The sequence below is a fragment of the Psychrobacter sp. AOP31-B2-9 genome, from assembly GCF_052378005.1.
In the GTDB taxonomy this organism is placed as follows: Bacteria; Pseudomonadota; Gammaproteobacteria; order Pseudomonadales; family Moraxellaceae; genus Psychrobacter.
Map to the genome: position 1 here is coordinate 1 of NZ_JBQSXG010000236.1, position 2,330 is coordinate 2,330.

The 2,330-nt window shown below is 36.0% G+C and carries 3 protein-coding genes; all 3 read left to right on the forward strand.

Going from position 1 to position 2,330, the window contains the following annotated elements:
* On the forward strand, nucleotides 1–394 hold a 394-nt coding region (locus ACT3SX_RS14770; protein WP_444519242.1), incomplete at its 5' end, for a hypothetical protein.
* A 13-nt stretch (nucleotides 395–407) separates the two neighbouring features.
* Entirely contained in the window at nucleotides 408–1,172 is a 765-nt protein-coding gene (locus tag ACT3SX_RS14775; protein ID WP_444761817.1) for an alpha-ketoglutarate-dependent dioxygenase AlkB family protein, read from the forward strand.
* A 72-nt stretch (nucleotides 1,173–1,244) separates the two neighbouring features.
* A partial coding sequence (gene csm6, locus ACT3SX_RS14780; protein ID WP_444518796.1) for a CRISPR-associated ring nuclease Csm6 occupies nucleotides 1,245–2,330 on the forward strand: 1,086 nt, incomplete at its 3' end.

Consider the following 2,330-nt stretch of genomic DNA (forward strand, 5'->3'; position numbering starts at 1 on the left):
CTACATACACACATATAAGCAATACCTTGATGAGCCTTTGCTGCTTCAAGAAAAAATTTGTTCTGAAACAGTTCACTTACTAAGTAATGTTTTAGATATTGGAAGTATTCAAAGCGCGATTCCAGCTCTAGCTAATACAATAAAAAGCATAGCAGGCAAGAATTTCTTATTTGCTACAGCACCATGCTATGCGAATTCCTGGTCAGGCAATAACTTACTTAGTGATAATATGCACTTTGCTGAATCAGTGGTTAATAGTAACAGTGGCTTGAATACTCACATGTACTTAGTCTTAAACGATTGCTGGCAAACTCGATACTCTAAAGCTAGTCAGCTGTATTTTTATTGGGAGAATGACCAAACAAACTCTAATAACTCGATGCTAGCTGCATAATAAAGGAAGCAATATGTTAGATTTATTTAAAGACATTGAATCTTCTGAAACTGCATTACAAGATTTAATCCACCAAGGCCTATTTCTAAACACCTCTTATCCTGCACATGTTCATAAGGATGGAAAAGGTATTGTTATAGAGATTGATCATGGTCGACTGTATTATGCGCCTTATTTTTTCGATCAAGTCTTAAGCGATGAGATATTAGATTATTTTTTAGCATGTGAAGACATTGACTGGAAGACTCATGACTGGCAAACAGAACCAGATATAAATAGTCTGAAATTCAAGCATATTGATTGGCATCACGATACCATTCAAATGTTTGGCAAAAAGCACAAGATACCCCGTATTTCTGCTTGGTATGGTGATAACAATAAAAGCTATATGTACTCAGGAATCCAGCTTAACCCTAATCCATGGAGTAATAAGCTGAACTGGCTAAGAAACGAACTTAAAACAGTGTGCAAGCGACAGTTCAATAGTGTATTGCTTAACTGGTATCGCAGTGGTGAAGATCACATTAGCTGGCATACAGATGCAGAACCAGAATTGGGAAAAGACCCTATGATTGCTTCAATTAACTTTGGAGAGAGTCGCAGGTTTTTGTTACGGTTGCAAGACGACCATAAATGTAAGATAGAAATTCCCTTACACCATGGCAGCGTATTAGTGATGGCAGGTGCATTGCAACACCACTGGCAACACAGTGTACCTAAGCAAAAGAAAGTTAAAGGTAGCCGTGTAAACATGACGTTCCGAACGATTTATAACTGATTTTTTAAGTTAAGAATGCTAATCATATAATTTTAACTATTATTAAAATTACTAAAAAGCTAGAAGGATTCTATGAAAAATGTCTTATTTCTTGTCACTGGTATGTCACCACAGATTATCACTGAAACAGTATGGGCTTTGGCATGCGACCCAAAGAGAAATGATAAATGGATACCAGATGAAATCTATGTGTTGAGTACACAAAAAGGTATTAATCAAATTCAGGAGCGTCTTTTCAATAAAGGCGCTTTTGATCGAATGAAGAATGACTATCCACAATTAATAAATATAAAATTCGATGATAAATTTCTAATTCCAGTTGAGCTTAATAATAAGGCCTTAGAAGATATCAAAACACCTGAACATAACGAGGTTATGGCGAATGCTTTATGTGGCCTCATTCGCGACTTAACTAAGCATGAAGATACTTGTCTACATGTCTCAATAGCAGGTGGTCGTAAGACTATGGGTTACTATGCAGGATATGCGCTGTCACTGTATGGCCGGGCACAGGATAAAATTTCACATGTCTTAATTACGGAAGAGTTTGAGAGGGCTGTGAACTTCTTCTACCCTACTCCAACTTCATGCTTAGTATCCGACCGTAATGAAATTGTCATAGGGGATGCCAAAAATGCTGAAGTATGGTTAGCCGAAATACCATTCGTAAGAATGCGTAGCTTATTAGATAAAGAAAGTATTTTAAATGATAGAGGTTTTTCTGAAGTCGTTAATATTATTGAAGAGTCACTACAGCCTGTACGCTTGAGAGTTGTAAATAATGATGAGCGTAAGGTATTCGTAGGTGACATATTTTGCAAACTATCTCCTAAAGAATTTAGTATCTATCTCCTAGCAGCAGAATTGAGAGTAGCCGGTAAGACTATGCGCTATCCTTCTAAAGATATTGAAGGCGATACTATCGAACCTGAATTCATGCAAAGGTTTAATGAAATTTACCAACAGCATAAATCTCAAGGTGTCGAAGAAACTATTGATGTAGATTATGACTACTTTTCAAACTTACTATCAACTATTAAACGTAAGTTTAAAAAAGCTTTTGGTAAAAATTTAGCTGATAAAACAGTTATTCAAAAAGATAGTGACTATGGAGGGTTTGGACTTATAGTAATTCCTAATAGTATAGATTTAGATAGC